The organism is Reinekea sp., from assembly GCF_046710285.1.
Classification (GTDB): Bacteria; Pseudomonadota; Gammaproteobacteria; order Pseudomonadales; family Natronospirillaceae; genus Reinekea.
This window is the reverse complement of the sequence record NZ_JBKEGY010000031.1, coordinates 23,714-39,826: the sequence shown is the minus strand read 5'-3', so window position 1 is coordinate 39,826 and position 16,113 is coordinate 23,714. Positions and strand designations below refer to the sequence as shown.

At 43.2% G+C, this 16,113-nt stretch carries 18 protein-coding genes; 16 read left to right on the top strand and 2 right to left on the bottom strand.

All coding sequences use genetic code 11. From position 1 onward, the window contains the following. On the top strand, positions 1 to 178 hold a 178-nt coding region (locus tag ACI882_RS16365; RefSeq protein ID WP_411748546.1), incomplete at its 5' end, for an MliC family protein. Positions 179 to 500: 322 nt separating this feature from the next. Continuing rightward, the gene (locus tag ACI882_RS16360; RefSeq protein ID WP_411743241.1) at positions 501 to 1,217 is read left to right on the top strand and encodes a substrate-binding periplasmic protein; all 717 of its coding nucleotides are present in this window, start codon (positions 501 to 503) and stop codon (positions 1,215 to 1,217) included. A gap of 112 nt (positions 1,218 to 1,329) precedes the next feature. On the opposite strand, the gene rne is transcribed toward ACI882_RS16360, so the two are convergent. Beyond that, positions 1,330 to 3,942 (bottom strand): ribonuclease E, encoded by a 2,613-nt coding sequence (gene rne / locus ACI882_RS16355; RefSeq protein WP_411743240.1) that lies wholly within the window; start codon positions 3,940 to 3,942, stop codon positions 1,330 to 1,332. 429 nt (positions 3,943 to 4,371) lie between these two features. Here rne and ACI882_RS16350 point away from each other — a divergent pair, with 429 nt between their 5' ends. Together ACI882_RS16350 and sppA are read left to right on the top strand one after the other, a co-directional pair. Beyond that, positions 4,372 to 5,307, top strand: coding sequence for an RluA family pseudouridine synthase (locus ACI882_RS16350; RefSeq protein WP_411743239.1), 936 nt, complete (start codon positions 4,372 to 4,374; stop codon positions 5,305 to 5,307). A 90-nt stretch (positions 5,308 to 5,397) separates the two neighbouring features. Next, positions 5,398 to 6,381 (top strand): signal peptide peptidase SppA, encoded by a 984-nt coding sequence (gene sppA / locus ACI882_RS16345; RefSeq protein ID WP_411746988.1) that lies wholly within the window; start codon positions 5,398 to 5,400, stop codon positions 6,379 to 6,381. Positions 6,382 to 6,420: 39 nt separating this feature from the next. On the opposite strand, the gene ACI882_RS16340 is transcribed toward sppA, so the two are convergent. Beyond that, positions 6,421 to 6,996 (bottom strand): Maf family protein, encoded by a 576-nt coding sequence (locus tag ACI882_RS16340; protein WP_411743237.1) that lies wholly within the window; start codon positions 6,994 to 6,996, stop codon positions 6,421 to 6,423. Between the two features lie 110 nt (positions 6,997 to 7,106). On the opposite strand from ACI882_RS16340, the gene ACI882_RS16335 reads away from it, so the two are divergent. The 12 genes from ACI882_RS16335 to ACI882_RS16280 all read left to right on the top strand — a co-directional run bounded on the left by ACI882_RS16335 (position 7,107) and on the right by ACI882_RS16280 (position 16,109). Further along, positions 7,107 to 7,622 carry a YceD family protein gene (locus ACI882_RS16335; protein WP_411743236.1) on the top strand — a complete coding sequence of 172 codons (516 nt, stop codon included), beginning with the start codon at positions 7,107 to 7,109 and terminating at the stop codon, positions 7,620 to 7,622. Positions 7,623 to 7,658: 36 nt separating this feature from the next. Further along, positions 7,659 to 7,838 (top strand): 50S ribosomal protein L32, encoded by a 180-nt coding sequence (gene rpmF / locus ACI882_RS16330; protein ID WP_411743235.1) that lies wholly within the window; start codon positions 7,659 to 7,661, stop codon positions 7,836 to 7,838. A gap of 9 nt (positions 7,839 to 7,847) precedes the next feature. Then, positions 7,848 to 8,837, top strand: a complete 990-nt coding sequence (locus tag ACI882_RS16325; protein WP_411743234.1) for a hypothetical protein — start codon at positions 7,848 to 7,850, stop codon at positions 8,835 to 8,837. 133 nt (positions 8,838 to 8,970) lie between these two features. After that, positions 8,971 to 9,900: an ACP S-malonyltransferase gene (fabD, locus tag ACI882_RS16320; RefSeq protein ID WP_411743233.1), complete on the top strand. Its 930-nt coding sequence runs from the start codon at positions 8,971 to 8,973 to the stop codon at positions 9,898 to 9,900. A 1-nt stretch (position 9,901) separates the two neighbouring features. Continuing rightward, positions 9,902 to 10,645 (top strand): 3-oxoacyl-ACP reductase FabG, encoded by a 744-nt coding sequence (fabG, locus tag ACI882_RS16315; RefSeq protein ID WP_411743232.1) that lies wholly within the window; start codon positions 9,902 to 9,904, stop codon positions 10,643 to 10,645. Positions 10,646 to 10,747: 102 nt separating this feature from the next. After that, positions 10,748 to 10,984 carry an acyl carrier protein gene (gene acpP / locus ACI882_RS16310; protein WP_411743231.1) on the top strand — a complete coding sequence of 79 codons (237 nt, stop codon included), beginning with the start codon at positions 10,748 to 10,750 and terminating at the stop codon, positions 10,982 to 10,984. Positions 10,985 to 11,080: 96 nt separating this feature from the next. Next, on the top strand, positions 11,081 to 12,319 hold the full coding sequence (fabF, locus tag ACI882_RS16305) for a beta-ketoacyl-ACP synthase II (RefSeq protein WP_411743230.1): 1,239 nt from the start codon (positions 11,081 to 11,083) through the stop codon (positions 12,317 to 12,319). A gap of 34 nt (positions 12,320 to 12,353) precedes the next feature. Beyond that, entirely contained in the window at positions 12,354 to 13,154 is an 801-nt protein-coding gene (gene pabC, locus ACI882_RS16300; protein ID WP_411743229.1) for an aminodeoxychorismate lyase, read from the top strand. Then, a complete protein-coding gene (gene mltG, locus ACI882_RS16295) occupies positions 13,147 to 14,184 on the top strand; it encodes an endolytic transglycosylase MltG (RefSeq protein ID WP_411743228.1) in 1,038 nt (345 codons plus the stop codon). Before pabC ends, mltG begins: the two co-directional genes overlap by 8 nt. Then, positions 14,181 to 14,810, top strand: coding sequence for a dTMP kinase (tmk, locus tag ACI882_RS16290; RefSeq protein WP_411743227.1), 630 nt, complete (start codon positions 14,181 to 14,183; stop codon positions 14,808 to 14,810). Before mltG ends, tmk begins: the two co-directional genes overlap by 4 nt. After that, complete coding sequence (gene holB / locus ACI882_RS16285) at positions 14,794 to 15,759, top strand: DNA polymerase III subunit delta' (RefSeq protein WP_411743226.1); 966 nt, start codon at positions 14,794 to 14,796, stop codon at positions 15,757 to 15,759. The genes tmk and holB overlap by 17 nt, the downstream gene beginning before the upstream one ends. Further along, a complete protein-coding gene (locus tag ACI882_RS16280; protein ID WP_411743225.1) occupies positions 15,756 to 16,109 on the top strand; it encodes a PilZ domain-containing protein in 354 nt (117 codons plus the stop codon). Before holB ends, ACI882_RS16280 begins: the two co-directional genes overlap by 4 nt. Positions 16,110 to 16,113 lie beyond the last annotated feature (4 nt).

Below are 16,113 nucleotides of genomic sequence, written 5' to 3'. Positions count from 1 at the left end.
ATATAAAGGCAATAACTACAATTTGACTATAGCTGTTTCTGCTAGTGGTTCACGCTATGTAGGCGAAGGGCTTGAATGGTGGAGTAAAGGTACGGGCGAGGCCTCAGAAGGTGCTTTATTCAAACATTTAGAAGATGGAACGACAGGTAATAGCCTCGAGAGCTGTACAAAAAAATAGGGTGCTTCCGAATGTTCTTTTGTTAAAAAGAAATAACGTGGATAAGGCTGTTTATGGCAACAGACGGTGAGTAAACATCATGTTAGATTATGTTGGGGTCAGCCGTTAGGTTTGCTCGCAAGTCGTTTAAGTATCTTTAAATAACATTACTTTACAGTATGCCCATTCGCTAAATTATCTAAATTGAACTAATGTTTTACGTGGTTGGTTACCAGTTTGTCTTGGTAAGTGGTCAAAATAGGGAGATATACTCTAAATGCAGAAGCCTAAATTTATTTATTCCTTCTTGTGTTCCTGCACAGGCTTAGCCTTGGCAATTTTTATGAACACCGCACAGGCAGAAAATCTTGGCAAAAATTATGAATTTACTAATATTCAAATTAGTGCAGGTGAATGGCCTCCTTTTTTGAGTGAGTCATTACCTAATAAGGGCATAATAGCTCATCTAATCAGCGATATTTTTAATGAAGCAGGAATTCAAGTAGAGTTCGAATTTTTGCCGTGGGTCAGAGCCTTCGAAGTTACCGCCCAAGGTGAATATTCAGCCACTTCAATTTGGATGTACAAAAAAGATAGAACAACAGATTTTCTCTATAGCGAACCAGTTTTAAGCGAAAAATTTGTTTTTTTTCACTTGAAGGATACGCCTTTTGATTGGAATGAAATGAACGATCTACGAGGCAAGTCAATTGGTGGGGTTCTTGGCTATAGCTATGGCCCAAAATTTGATGCCGCTCTCGAAGAAGGAGTTTTCAAGCAATTAAGGCTACCGACAGTCGACCAGAATTTACGAATGCTTGCCGCGGGTCGGACAGATATTTATGCTGAAGAAATGAGTGTGGCAAATTACACACTATTAAAGCGCACGCCTGAACTTGCAGACTTAATTACTTACCACCCAAAACCCATCCTTGAAAATCAAAGTTTTCTACTATTCCCAAAAAAAGGACCTAATAGCAAAGCTCTTCTTGAAATATTTAATTCTCACCTTGAAGGTTTTAAGCAAGACGGTCGTTACGATACTTACTTTACAGAATAGTGCGTAGGCTAGTTGTAAGTTTGGTGCTGATCATTAGCAATAAACTAATGCTGTTAAACCATAGAGCTAAAAAAACCGGCCTTAGCCGGTTTCATGGGATACCATAAATCGACTAATCGTCAGATTTTTCTTCTGCTATCTTACGACGCTTAACTTCACGTGGATCATTAGCAGCGCGTTTCTTTTCCGATTTTGTTGTATCTGCCTCTACAGGGGCTTCGACTGAAACTGCTTCGGCCTGTGCTTCTGGTTTGACTTCAGTTTCTGCTACTGGAGTCGGCACGGGCTCACTGTCTGCTTTAGCAGAGATGGGTTCGTGTGCAACCTTAGGCTCAGGAGAGTTTGCAAGAGTAGCAGACGCCGTTGTTACAGTAGCTTCTTGCTTTTGCTCTGGTTGTTCAGTAGCCATTTTTTGCGCTGGTTCTGAAACAATATCTTCAACTACTTTCGTTTCGGCAGGGCGGGCTACTTCTACTACTTCGACGTTTGAAACTTCAGGAGCGGTGCTAGTTGATTCAACTTTCGTTGCTTCTGGATTTTCTGCGTTTTCGACCGCGGCAGCACGCTCAGCTTTTGCTGCTGCTTTCGCAACGGCAGCAGGTGCTCTGCCTAGCATTTCAAAATCGATTTCATTGATAATCTCTTCTGGCTTAGCTGGCTTTACCCGCTTGCTCGCGTTTTTACTATCGCCACGTGACTTTCGGTTTGCGCCGATTTCATCGCTCGAAACACGTCCAGACTGAGCATCACGAGTAGGGCGACGCTTGGTATTTTTGCGTGGCGGTGCTGTTGGCTTCTCGTTAGCCTGTTCAGGTGTCGCTACTGCTTTAACGGGTGCCTTCTCTTTTGCTTCAGGCTTGTTACGGTTGTTGTTAGGGCGGCGATCATTGTTTCGAGGGTTATTACGTCCACGGTTGTTATTGTTGTTGCGATTTCTGTTCTGAGGGCGATCAGAGCTAGGACGGCTCTTTGCTGGTGCCGCAGGTTTTTCTTGAGGCTCCTCTTCTTTAGAACTAAAAATACCACCAATCATAGAGCCTAGCTTTGAAAATAATCCGGTAGATTTCTTCTTAACTTTAGCGGCAGTTTTCTTTGCTGGTGCAGCTTCTGGAGTTGGCGCTGGTGCATGGGTCGGTGTTAATGCACTGATTGCAGCTTCTTCCATCTTAGGCTGAACTTCTAGGACGGTTTCAGTTTCTAGCGGAGCTGATTCAAATTTAATTGCAAAGCTAGGTTCGCCCGTCACTAAAGACTCATCATCATCACGCATGCGTATTACTTCGTAATGAGGTGTTTCCATTTGTGGGTTAGGTACCACTAAAACATGAACCTTATTACGCTTTTCAATTTCAGTAATTGCGTCGCGTTTTTCATTTAACAAGAAGGTGGCTACTGCTAAAGGTACAATCGTGCGGATTTGCGCAGTTCGTTCCTTCAATGACTCTTCTTCAATTAAGCGCAAAATAGCGAGGGATAATGATTTTACGTCACGGATAGTGCCATGACCATTACAACGAGGACAGACAATACCACTCGTTTCCCCTAAAGAAGGGCGTAAACGCTGACGTGACATTTCAAGCAAGCCAAACTTGGATAGGCGGCCAATTTGAACACGTGCACGGTCTGAGTTAGTTGATTCTTTAATTCTGTTTTCAATTTCACGCTGGTGTTTTGCTTGGTGCATATCGATAAAATCGATAACAACTAAGCCACCCATGTCACGTAATCGTAATTGGCGAGCAATCTCTTCTGCCGCTTCCATATTCGTATTGAAAGCGGTGTCTTCAATATCGCTACCTTTAGTTGCACGACTTGAGTTAATGTCGATTGAAACTAACGCTTCAGTAGGATCAATTACAATTGAGCCTCCACTGGGTAGTTTAACTTCACGTTGGAAAGCTGTTTCGATTTGAGATTCAATCTGGTAGCGGTTAAAAAGCGGCACAGAGTCATCATACAGTTTGATCTTGTTCTGATATCCAGGCATAACCTTTTGAACGAAATCAAGTGCATAATTATAAGCTTCTTTCGTATCGATCATCACGGCATCGATGTCTTGACGCAGGTAATCACGAATCGCACGTAAAATTACGTTGCTTTCTTGAAGGATTAAAAATGGAGCAGGGCGTGTTTCTGACGCTTCTTTAATAGAAGTCCACAACTGGATCAGGTAGTCTAAATCCCATTGCAGTTCTTGGGTCGTGCGGCCAATACCAGCGGTACGAACTATCATGCCCATGCCATTTGGCACACTAACACCCTGCAGCGCATCACGAATCTGAGCGCGTTCATCACCTTCAATACGACGTGAAATACCACCTGCACGAGCATTATTTGGCATTAATACTAAATAACGACCCGCTAGGCTGATCATTGTTGTTAGGGCAGCGCCTTTGTTGCCTCGTTCTTCTTTGTCTACTTGAACGATAACCTCAGTGCCTTCTTTCACAAGCTCTTTAATGCTTGAGCGAGAAGACATTGATGGATCAATAAAGTATTCGCGGGCAATTTCTTTAAGGGGGAGGAAGCCATGTCGGTCAGCGCCAAATTCAACAAACGCAGCTTCTAAACTTGGTTCAATACGGGTAATTCGACCTTTATAGATGTTGGCTTTCTTTTGCTCTCTAAAACCAGTTTCAATATCTAAGTCGTATAGCTTTTGACCATCTACAAGGGCAACACGAAGCTCTTCAGCTTGAGTTGCATTAATTAACATTCTCTTCATTGAGGATTATTACTCTATTTGTAAGTTTCAGAGCAACAAGGCAGGGTGATACAGTCGGCTAACACCGATAGAAATCGATTAACACTAAAACACTTCGCAGAGTTGATGCGTAAGTTAACGATATATTACCTTAAAATATCTACGTCCTTGGATAGAGTCTTATGGAGATACCTGCTCTCTTTAGTCGCTTTCTCGGCTTTGAGTTGGAAAGCGTGCTTCCGGTGGCGCGAAAATATTAAAACTGTTCATTCTGTTCTTGCTGCCCAACCGTTTAATTTAAGTGTTGGGCATATAGCCTATCCGCCTGTGTAGTCGCTGGACGGTAGCCTAAATATACCAAGCAGATGGAATATAGCAGTAAATACCCGCTCCTTCAATGCTGGATAACCTGCTATCATGCCGTTTTTACTCTGAGTTAAGGTTTATTTTGTGTCGGGTGTTCGAATTATTGAAGTTGAAGAGGATCGTTCAGAGCAGCGGTTAGATAATTTCTTAATGTACTATCTAAACAATGTACCCAAAAGTCGCATTTATCGCATTATTCGCAAGGGCGAAGTGCGGGTAAATAAAAAACGTGCGAAGCCTGATACCAAACTTCAAACAGGCGATTTGGTTCGAGTGCCCCCTGTAACAAACTCAGCCAAAGTGGTTGATGTTGTGCAACCAAGTGCCGGATTGCGATTATCATTAGAAAAAGCCGTTGTTTATGAAGATGATGTGATGATGGCCATTAATAAGCCGAGTGGATTAGCAGTGCATGGCGGGTCAGGACTTAAACTAGGGCTCATAGAAGCACTGAGAGCGGATCGAACAGAAGCTAAGTTCCTAGAACTAGTGCATCGCTTAGACAGAGATACGTCTGGCATCGTATTGGTCGCAAAAAAGCGTAAAGCACTCACCTTGATGCAAGATGAGTTTCGCCTTAAAAAAGACGTCCAGAAAACCTACTGGTGCTTGGTAAAAGGGCAGTGGCCTACATCTGTCACTAAAATAGATGCGCCCTTATTACGGCATGAGGAGAGTAAATCTGGTGAGCGCCGGGTGTCTGTTCACCCAGATGGTAAGCCTTCTGTGACCAAGTTCCGACTGTTAAAACAGTTTGAGCACTGTGCTTGGGTTGAAGCGCAACCCGTCACCGGTCGCACACATCAAATACGGGTGCATTGCCTAGAGGCGGGCTGTCCAATTTTGGGCGATGATAAGTATCAAGATGCACAAAGTGAGCAGCTTGCAAAAACTATTGGTTTGAAACGTCTGTTTTTACATGCAGCCCAATTAGCCATTCCACACCCCGTGGAACGTAACGAAATGATCTTTTCTGCTGAGTTGGAACCACGCCTTCAGGCTCTATTAGCGAGTTTGTAGAATTTATTAAATATTATGAAAACCATGATGCTAATACTTTATTAGGGGTATTACACTCATCATCATCTAAGCTAAGTTAAGGCGTTTTAAATGTTAGGAATAGGTAAGGGAAAGTCATTTGACCCAAGTGTACAAGACCCTACAGCAAAAGAGTGGCGACTCATTGAACGTGTTGTTATGGCAAATACTAATGAGCTTAAGCGTGGTCGGCGTTGGGGTATATTTTTTAAAATATTGACTTTCATCTACCTGTTTATCCTCATGGCAATTTTTATATCCAGTAGCAATATTGGTAATGTCGAGAAAGCGACCGGTGGGCATACAGCGGTTATTGACGTCCAAGGTGTTATTGCCGACGGGAAAACAGCCGGTGCAGATACGGTGGTGAGTAGTTTGCGTGCGGCGTTAAAGCACAGCGATACCAAAGCGGTAATTTTAAGGATAAACAGCCCTGGTGGAAGCCCGGTGCAGTCGTCTTATATTTATAATGAAATTATGCGCTTAAGAGGCTTGAACCCTGAAGTGCCTATTTATTCGGTCATATCCGACTCCGGTGCCAGTGGTGCTTACTATATTGCAGCAGCGACTCAAGCAATTTACGCTAATGGTGCAAGTATTGTTGGTTCGATAGGCGTTACCGCAGCTCAATTTGGCTTTGAAGAATTGTTAAATAAAATCGGCGTCGAGCGTCGACAGTTTACCTCGGGTGAGCATAAAGCATTTTTAGACCCTTATGCAGAACTTAAACCTGAAGAGAAAGAGATTTTCGAAGCCTTACTAAATGACGTGCATCAGCAGTTTATTGATGATGTAAAAGCAGGGCGTGGAGATCGGTTGAAGTTTGATGATAAAACCTTCTCTGGCTTGTTTTGGACAGGACGACAGGCGCTTGAGATGGGTTTAGTAGACGGGTTAAAGTCTACTTCCGAACTGGCGAGAGAGATTGGTTTTGAGCGGATTGTTGATTTTACTTACCGACCTTCACCGCTGGAATCTTTCGCAAGCTCACTGGGTGTGAGCATGGCAGAAGCTTTGGTTAAAATAACGTCATCGAATGAATTGAAACTCCAGTAATAGTGTTGTTTGTTCAATAAGCAGTTCAAGTAGGGTTTGTTAGGGAACCGCAAATCCTATTTGACGCAATAAACCTCCTAAGGCAATTAACGGTAAGCCGATCAGTGCTGTTGGGTCATTAGAGTCGATGCGTTCAAATAGACTAATCCCTAACGCTTCTACCTTAAAGCTACCGGCGCAATCAATAGGGTTGTCTGCTTCAACATAGCGTTCAATCTCTGCATCTGTTAAGTCTCTAAAGTAAACATCTGTTTGATTACAAGCTTCTAGTTTTTGATGGTTATTTAGTAATGTTACAGCGCTGTAAAAGCTTACTTTCCGCCCGCGGCTCGCTTGCAGTTGCTTAACGGCGTTTTCCTTAGAGCCTGGTTTTGTAAGCAGTACTGAGTTGTCCGTCATTGCGACCTGATCTGAACCAAGAATCCAGTGTTGTGGGTATTTGGATTGGAGTGCTTGAGCTTTTTGTTTAGAAAGTTGCAATGATAAGGTCTCAGCAGGTATTGTGGCGTCGTGAAATTCATCAAATTGAGACGCAACTGCTTGAAATTTAAGGCCTAATGCAGATAATTGTTGTTGCTTATAGCTTGATGTACTAGCGAAAATAATTGGATTCACGTGTAATATACCTTTTAAATTGGTGTTAGATGCTTAAAACCTTGTTTTTAGCCGAGTTTTTACTAAAAAGCCTTTGACTTAATCAACCTCATAAGTATCATACCGCGCCTATGTCAAATTTCGAATTACCGGTACATGTAAACCCATATCAACTGGCAGATAAAGAAACCAGTTTAGATGGCGTGATAAGTGGAAGTCGGTTAGAACGCCTTGCTCAAGCAACTGCTGGTGAGCCTTCTGAAGCAAGTGCAACTTTGCGCTTCTACAGAGATGAATCCAATAGAAGAGTGGTAGCAGGGCAGGTAAAAGGTGTTGCGACTGTGCAATGCCAACGATGCCTTAATACGTTTGGTTATGAATTAGCAGGTGATTTTCAACTTGCTCTTGTTTATAACGATGAAATGTCTAAGGCATTACCGGCGCATCTGGATGCACTTATGTTGTTGCCAGATGAAGCCATGGATGTTGCGGAAATAGTCGAGGAAGAACTTCTCTTGTGCTTGCCGATTCACGCGAAACATCCAAAAGGCGAATGCCGGATTGAAACCCAATTTGGTGAGGTTGGTGCAGAGCAGGAAACTGTGAAAGTACCCAACCCATTCGATGTATTAAAAGATTTGAAGTGAATCTTCAAAAAAATATTAATTAGGAGGCTTTGGGCCATGGCAGTTCAAAAAAGTAAAGTGACTCGTTCACGTCGCGGAATGCGTCGTTCACACGATGCGTTAACAGCACCAGAACTAACAGTAGATGCAACTACAGGTGAAACGCACCGTCGTCACCATGTATCTCCTGACGGTTTCTACAAAGGCCGTAAAGTTATCGCTAGTAGCGACGACTAAGCTCTTTAGATGGCAAAGCTTGCCGTCGATATACACGGAGGGGACTATGGCCCCTCTGTTGTTATTCCCTCCTGTTTAGACTTCTTTCGATCTCATCCTGAGCATTTAGGCTACTTTTTTGGTGACGCCCGTTTTTATCGTGCCTTCATACATGAATGCCCGAGTAATTTAGAATGGATAGATACCGATGAGCTGTCAGATGTTGAAAAAGCATCGCCCTCTAAGCTACTGCGTAAACAAGGGTTAAGTTCAATAGAAATTGCCTATAAAGCACTTGCGAACAAAGACGTTGATGCAGTTATCTCTGCTGAACATACGGGTGTTCTACTTACGTTAGCGACAAAATACGGTCAGCTTCATAACCAACTAAATAGACCCGCTCTTGCTTCATGGCTGCCAACTACAGGCTTAGAAACAGTCATGTTAGATCTCGGTGCATCATTCTCTGCAACATCAGACCAACTTATTGCTTATTCTGCCATTGGCATTGGCCTAATGCGCAGTTCCTATGCTGTACCTAAGGTCAGTCTTTTAAACTTAGGCACAGAAGCCTATAAAGGCCCTTTAGAATTGCGTACGGCGTATAAAGTGCTCAGCCAGTGGCAAAATATAGATTTTGCTGGGTTTATAGAAGCTTCCGATATTTATAATGGCTCAACTAACATCGTTGTGACCGATGGCTTTACTGGCAATACGGCAATAAAGTCAGCAGAAGGTGCACTAAAGCTCGCCATTAAGTCGGTTTCGACTCAATTACAGCAATCAATACTGCACAAAGTATTGGGTTTAGTATTAAAACAGCAATTAAAAAACACAATGACCAAGCTTCACCCTGATGAAGCTAATGGTGCATTAGTCGCAGGTACAGAATTACTCATTATCAAGAGCCATGGAAATGCTAAAAAGCGAGCATTAACCGCCGCTTTAAAGCGAGCTGTTTACGCCATTGAGCATAAATCTACGGAGCTTATCTGGGCAGAGCTTGATAAAATTAATTAACTTATCGCTTTTTTTACGCCAAATTGCATTTCGTCAATGCCTAGAATTCATAAATGTTTTAACAGGGTTCGTCTTTTCATTCTGAAAGATAACGGCATAATGCCGCTCAAATTGAATTAATTGGTAATACCTTATGTCAAAAGTGGCTTTTGTCTTTCCTGGTCAGGGTTCTCAGCAAATAGGCATGCTGTCTGATCTTGCTGCGGTTTATCCTATTATTGGCGAAACCATTAGCGAAGCCTCTGATGTGCTTGGTTACGATATGTCTGCACTAATTAACGACGGACCTGTAGAAGCCCTTAATAGCACCGAAAAGACACAACCTGCGTTGTTAACTGCCAGTGTTGCGCTTTATCGACTTTGGAATTCCTTATCTGATATTAGTCCCGCATTAATGGCTGGACATAGCTTAGGCGAATACAGTGCTTTGGTTGCAGCCGGTGTTATTAGCTTTGCCGATGCCGTTAAATTGGTTGAGTTACGTGGACAATATATGCAGCAAGCCGTACCTGCAGGCGAAGGTTTAATGGCCGCAATTCTAGGCTTAGATGATGACAAGGTCGTAGAAGTATGTGCTCAAGCAGCTGAAGGAGACGTTGTTTCAGCCGTTAACTTCAATACTACCGGGCAAGTGGTCATTGCCGGGCAAAAAGCCGCGGTAGAACGTGCTATGGTCGCATTGAAAGAAGCAGGCGCAAAACGAACCATGCCATTAAACGTAAGCGTCCCTTCGCATTGTGCGTTAATGAAACCCGCAGCAGAAAAACTAGCTGAGCAGCTAAATAATATTGAGTTTTCTGTTCCAAGCTGCCCAATTGTTCAAAATAGAGTGGCAACCGCCGTTGTTGATCTAGACTCTATTCGTGCTAACTTACTAGAGCAACTATATATGCCAGTATTGTGGACGAATTCAGTCGCTTTTATGGCTGAACAGGGTATAAACGAAATCATAGAATGTGGCCCTGGTAAAGTGTTGTCAGGACTAAACAAACGAATTGCCAAAGACGTTGTTCATACTGCAATAGGCAGTCTTAGCGCGTTCCAAGAAAGAGTAGGGAACTAAGATGACAGATTCTAAAAAAGTAGCACTGGTCACCGGCGCGAGCAGAGGCATCGGTGCTGCCGTTGCAGATACACTAGGCGCGCAAGGCTTTATCGTAGTCGGTACAGCTACCTCAGATAGTGGCGCGAATGCGATCACTGAACGTTTTAAAGAAAAGGGCATTGAAGGTAAAGGTTACTGCCTAAATGTTACCGATGCTGAGTCAATTAAAGCGACCCTAGCATCAATTAAGGAGGAGTATGCAGACCCAGCGGTATTAGTAAATAACGCAGGCATTACCAAAGATAACCTCTTTTTACGCATGAAAGAGGAAGAGTGGCAGTCTGTTTTAGATACTAATTTAACCTCTGTTTTTGCAATGAGTAAGGCTGTTATTAAATCAATGACACGTGCCCGCTACGGCAGAATCATTAATATATCATCCGTAGTTGGCTCTATGGGCAACGCTGGACAAGCCAACTATTGTGCAGCAAAGGCCGGTGTTGAAGGCTTTACTCGTTCTTTAGCGCGTGAAATTGGTTCTCGTTCTATTACTGTGAATTCTGTAGCGCCTGGTTTTATTCAAACGGATATGACGCTTGAGCTACCTGAAAACGTTAAAGAAACGCTGATGAAACAAATTCCATTGGCACGCCTAGGCTTGCCAGATGAAATCGCTCATGCCGTTGCATTTTTAGCCAGCGATAACGCTTCGTACATCACTGGTGAAACTTTGCATGTTAATGGCGGCATGTATATGGGATAATTCCTGCAAGTTGAAAGTCTTTTGACTTGCTCAAAGGTTTGACAATTATATAAACTAACCGGCACACAAGACGTGCTAAACACATATTAGGGAGTGTTCATAATGAGCAACATTGAAGATCGCGTTAAGAAAATCGTTTGCGAACAGCTAGGTGCTAAAGAAGAAGATGTAACAAACCAAGCTTCTTTCATCGATGACTTAGGTGCTGATTCTTTAGATACAGTAAACCTAGTTATGGCTCTTGAAGAAGAGTTCGAAACTGAGATTGCTGACGAAGATTCAGAAAAGCTTTCATCTGTTCAAGACGCGATTGATTACATCAATAGTCACTTGTCTTAAGTCGTACAGATTTAGATAGTATCGAAAGCCGTATGATCTCTAGGGTGATACGGCTTTTTTTATGGACGAATTTTGATTTATATTTCGGAGAGTTACATGGCTAAAAGACGCGTAGTTGTTACTGGAATGGGTTGTATCAGCCCTCTGGGAAACACCGTTAAAGATACTTGGGACGGCATTCTTGCCGGCAAAAGTGGCGTTAACCTTATTGAGAATTTTGACACCGAAAAATTCACCACTAAGTTTGCTGCTCAAGTTAAAAACTTTGACCCATCCGACTATATGAACTCAAAAGATACCAAAAAAATGGATGGCTTTATTCAGTACGGCATTGCCGCAGCGGTAGAAGCTATTAAAGATTCCGGCATTGAAGTCACTGATTCAAATGCAGCTCGTATGGGTGTTGCGATTGGCTCAGGTATTGGTGGGTTAGACACCATTGAAACGAACTTCTTAGCCATGCAAAAGGCAGGACCTCGTCGTATGTCCCCGTTTTTTGTACCCGCAGCCATCATTAATATGATCTCGGGCAACCTTTCAATCCAATATGGTTTCAAAGGTCCAAACATTGCAATAACAACGGCTTGTACCACCGGAACGCATAACATCGGCTACTCTGCACGAACGATTGCCTATGGCGATGCAGATGTCATGGTGGCGGGCGGAGCCGAAATGGCTTCAGGGCGTTTAGGAATGGGCGGTTTTGGTGCAGCACGGGCATTATCAACACGAAATGACGATCCAACTCGCGCAAGTCGTCCGTGGGATGCTGATCGTGATGGTTTCGTTCTTGGAGATGGCGCGGGTGTTTTAGTTTTAGAAGAGTACGAACACGCAAAAGCTCGTGGCGCTCAAATCTACGCTGAACTTACCGGTTTTGGTATGAGTGGTGATGCTTACCACATGACTTCACCACCGGAAGATGGTTCTGGTGCCGCTGCTTCTATGCAAAATGCGTTAAATGATGCAGGTCTTAATGCGACCGATGTTAACTACATCAACGCACACGGTACTTCCACACTCGCCGGCGATGTGGCTGAGTCTCAAGCGGCTAAGTCTGTTTATGGAGCCCATGCTGATAAGATCGTCGTAAGTTCAACTAAGTCGATGATAGGTCACCTCTTAGGCGCAGCCGGTGCTGTAGAGGCTGTATTCAGTGTGCTAGCTATTCGCGACCAAGTTGCTCCGCCAACGATCAACCTTGATAATCCAGATCCACGGTGTGATCTCGATTATGTGGCGAATACTGCACGAAATATGGAAATCAATCACGCTTTGAGCAATTCCTTTGGCTTTGGTGGGACAAATGGCTCCCTCATATTCAGTAAAGTCTGATAATATCGGGGCTCTTAGGAGCCCTTTTTGATTTATGGACATTGCATTACTAAATGGAAAACCCACAGCGTTAGCCTTAACTCATCGAGGTCTCGCCTTTGGTGATGGTTTATTCGAAACCTGCTTGGTCAGTTCTGGCCATATTTATAATGTTACAGGTCATTTAAATCGCCTTACGAACGGCTGTAATGCGCTCAATATCCATGTAAATTTAAAGTTAATAACTGAGCAATTGAATCAGTTAATTAAAGACGTTGTTGAGCCACATGTTTTAAAAGTTATGATTTTAAGAACCGCAACGGGCCGCGGTTATGACTTTGATCCAACGCAACAGAGCAGCGATACCATCATAACGATGACGCCTTACCATAAACCTTCTTGGTTTCAGGGTGCTCGGCTTGTGACATCCAATATTCCGGTTACAGAAAACGCCTATTTAGCGGGTTTAAAGCATCTTAATCGATTAGATTCTGTGCTATCACGACAAATTGCCCGTAACGCCCAGGTTGATGACGCTTTAATGGTAACCTCGGCAGGGCTAGTGATTGAAACAACGATGGCAAATGTGTTTTTTCAGGTAAACGGGCAGTGGTTAACGCCAGCCATAGAAACTGCCGGTGTAAAAGGTATAATCCGACAGCGACTGCTGCAGCAGTTTAATAAGCAGATATTAGTGCAGAATATAGACCGTGACAGCCTAACAGAGGTAGAATCAGCCTTTATGACAAACAGCCTCTTAGGTTTAGTTCCCATAATCGAGCTGAATCAACGCCCCCTCAAAGAATGTCAAACTATTATCACCTTTAATCAATTTGTAAGGCAATTGCGTGACTAAAAAGCTTCTTCTTATACTTCCAATTATCGTCCTTGTTGCGACATTGGGATACGGTAATTATGTTTTCAACGAAATTCGTTTGCCGTTAAATATAGATGAAAACGCTGTATATACCGTCGAAAACGGTTCAAATTTGAGAAAGGTGCTGCAGGACTTCGCCGATAACGGATGGATCACTCAACCCAAGGCTGCGGAGTTATGGCTAAGATACTTAGACAAAACAGCGATTAAACGTGGAGATTATCAGTTAACACCCGAGTTAAACGCGTTAAGCGCTATCGAAAAAATGATTGCCGGAAAAAAGATACTTAACTCAATAGCTTTTATTGAAGGGCATCGCTTTTCAGAGTATTTAGCAACACTTAAAGCCAATGAGTATGTTGCTCATACCATAAATGAGCTATCAATAGATGAAATTATGCTCAACATCGATCCTAATATTAAGCACCCTGAAGGCTGGTTCTTCCCTGATACTTATTATTTTGAAAAAGGCACCTCCGACATTGAGCTTTTAAAGACGGCTTATCAGCGAACTCAAAGAGTCTTAGCAGAGGAATGGGCCAAAAAGTCAGATCAAGCGGCAGTGAAAACACCTTACGAGGCATTGATTTTGGCATCTATTATTGAAAAAGAAACCGGCGCAGCCTTTGAAAGGCCTATGATTTCAGGTGTATTTACCCGCAGAATTGAAAAAGGTATGAGATTACAAACCGACCCAACGGTCATATACGGCGTTGGAGAGAGCTTTAGTGGAAACTTAACCCGCACACACTTAAGAACAGACACGCCTTATAACACCTATACTCGTAATGGATTACCGCCTACGCCTATTGCAGGAGCGGGTCGAGAAGCCATTAACGCTGCGTTGAACCCCGCTGAAGGCAATACGATTTTCTTTGTCGCTAAAGGTGATGGCACGCATTATTTCTCAGTCACATTGAGTGAGCACAATGCAGCGGTTAGAAAGTACCAACGCTTCGGACGTCGAGACGATTATCAGTCTGCTCCGAGTTCTGAGGTGGCACAATGACCGGTAAATTTATCACCATCGAAGGTCTTGAAGGTGTTGGCAAATCAACTCAAGCTAATAATTTGGCACAGTGGATTAAAACCAAGGGCCACACCATCGTTCGTACTCGAGAACCTGGCGGAACGCCTATTGCAGAAGCCATTCGTGACGTAGTGCTAGATATGCATCCAGAAAAAATGGACCCGACGACAGAACTATTATTGGTGTTTGCCGCACGTAAACAACACACTGAGAGCTTAATTAGGCCTTCGCTTACAAAGGGTGCTTGGGTGTTATCTGATCGATATACGGATGCGACCTATGCGTATCAAGGTGGTGGTCGTAAATTAGACCTTGCAACCATTAGCCACTTAGAAAATTTAGTACTAAAAGGCTTCAAACCTGATCTTACCATCTGGTTAGACTGTGATGCTGAAATTGGCCTTGCCAGGGCTAAAGCGCGAGGTGCGTTAGATCGAATCGAAGTTGAAGATATCGGTTTTTTTAATCAGTGCAGAGCCGCTTATCAGCAGCGATTTGAAGCAGACCCAATGCGATTTATTCGTTTAGATGCAAACCAAAGCATTGAAGCGGTAAAAGCAGATTTAGTACAGGCGTTAGAGGGATGGTATGACACAAATTCCTAATTGGTTGGCCGACGACTATCAAAATCTTATCCAGCAATACGATCAAAATAAATTGCCACATGGCCTATTAATGGTTGGTCATGAGGGAAATGGGAGCCGCGAGTTAACTACATCGGTCATTCAATATCTGATGTGTACAGCGCCTGTGGCCGGTTTCGCCTGTTCAGAATGCAAATCTTGCCAACTTCTCGCAAGTGGTTCACACCCTGATTTTTTAAAAGTGATACCTGAAGGTAAAAGCCTAACCATTAAGGTTGATGCTATACGGCAGTTAACACATTTGGTGTCAGAAACCGCTCAGCAAGCAGGTAACAAGGTGGTATATATACAAAATGCCGAAAAAATGAACCTTAATGCCGCCAATGCTTTATTAAAAGTACTTGAAGAGCCGACACCCAATACCTTCTTATTAATGGATGTAGATGAATTAAGTCGGGTCTTGCCTACCGTTCGCTCACGCAGTCGACTGGTACGATTATCAACACCCAGCCAGGCTCAATCTTTAGCTTGGATAGCAGAGCAGGGGCTTGATGAAGACTCAGCCTTACGGAAACTGTCAATTTGCTTTGATCAACCATACGAAGCAATTAAACTGACAACAGAAGCAGAACAAGCTTGGTTTGAGCGTGAAAAGTCATTTTTAAATCATCAGCACTTTACGGCTCTTGGTAAATACGTTTTTAGCCAAGAATTACCCGTATTGCTTGAGCAGGTGCTGTGCTGGGTAGATACCAGCCTTCGGCAGCGTCAAGATGCAGGTAAACCGCAGCAGAGTGTTTCTAGCGCGATGCTTGCGGAGTTATCCGTAATTCCAGCAGTTTTGCTTTTTCAATTTCGCGACTATATTGTAAGCATGCTAAAATCAGTGAAAAATCAGGCTAACTTGAATGCTCAGCTCATGAGTGAGCAAATCGCAGCCCGATGGATAAATATGAGAGGAATAATATGAACCCTAAAATGGGTGGTGCCCGTAGCGGGATTTTATCTGTCACAATGAAGGACAAAGCTGTTTTGTATGCTGCGTTTATGCCCTTTGTTCAAAATGGCGGTTTATTTATAGCAACAAATAAGCGTTTTAGCGTAGGTGATGATGTTTTTTTATTGCTAACCTTGATGGATGAACCCGAAAAAATTCCAGTCGCAGGTAAAGTCATTTGGTTAACGCCTCGTGGCGCTCAAGGAAACCGTGCAACGGGTATAGGCGTTCAGTTTTCTAAGAAAAACGAAATGGCTAAGGATAAAATAGAAAAGTATCTTGCTGGGGCTCTAAACTCTGACAAGCCGACCCATACCATGTAATACT